This is a genomic window from Streptomyces sp. NPDC048483 (genome assembly GCF_040651455.1).
Classification (GTDB): Bacteria; Actinomycetota; Actinomycetes; order Streptomycetales; family Streptomycetaceae; genus Streptomyces.
In genome coordinates, this window is sequence record NZ_JBEZJZ010000207.1 from 1799 (window position 1) to 2648 (window position 850).

The 850-nt window shown below is 74.5% G+C and carries 1 protein-coding gene; it reads left to right on the forward strand.

All coding sequences use genetic code 11. From position 1 onward, the window contains the following. Window positions 1-231 precede the first annotated feature (231 nt). The gene (locus AB0D04_RS41975; protein ID WP_362712688.1) at window positions 232-771 is read left to right on the forward strand and encodes a hypothetical protein; all 540 of its coding nucleotides are present in this window, start codon (window positions 232-234) and stop codon (window positions 769-771) included. Window positions 772-850: the final 79 nt, after the last annotated feature.

Sequence of the window (850 nt, forward strand, 5' to 3'; positions counted from 1 at the left end):
TCGGCTTCGGCTTCGGCTTCGGCTTCGGCTTCGGCTTCGGCTTCGGCTTCGGCTTCGGCTTCGGCTTCGGCTTCGGCTTCGGCTTCGGCTTCGGCTTCGGCGGAGCGTGCGTGGCCGGTGGAGGGCGCGGAGGGCATACGGCCTGCAGTGTTACGTGGCTGGGAGCCGCCGCCCACGCCATGGGCGGCGGGGCACCGCGGCGTGGACCTGGCGGCCTCGGCCGGTACGACGGTGCGTGCGGCGGCGCCCGGCCGGGTGACCTTCGCGGGAATGGTTGCCGGGCGCGGAGTCCTCACCATCGAACTGTCCCGCTCGGGACGTCCCGCGTTACGCACCACCTACGAACCGGTTCGCCCCACCGCGCGGAAGGGCCGGCGCGTCCTGGCCGGTGAGCCCGTCGCCGTACTGCAACGGGGCCCGTTCCACTGCCGCGGGCCATGCCTCCACTGGGGCCTGCGCCGCGGGAAGACGTACCTGGACCCGCTCACGCTCCTGCCTCCGCCCCTGCTTCGTAGCGGCCCGTCGCGCCTGCTTCCGGTGATCGGCGTACCCGTGCCGCCGGACCACGGGCGGACCGGGCGGCCGGCCCGCCCAACCACTCGCAAGACAGCTACGACGGGTACAGGAACCGCGCTGGCCGGGGCGATCGCACTGGCCGCCGCCGCGCTCTGGGCACTGGGGAGCCTCTCGCCGGGCCGGCAGCCGCGGCCGGGGCGCGAGCCACGGGGAGCACCGCTCTCGCGGGTGAAGTGGGGCTGCCGAGGTGGGTGAACTCAGGCAGGTGAGGAGGAAGCGAGAGAAGTACCCGCGCGGGTAGGGGCCACGCCCAAACGGCCCCAGGAGGGGCCGG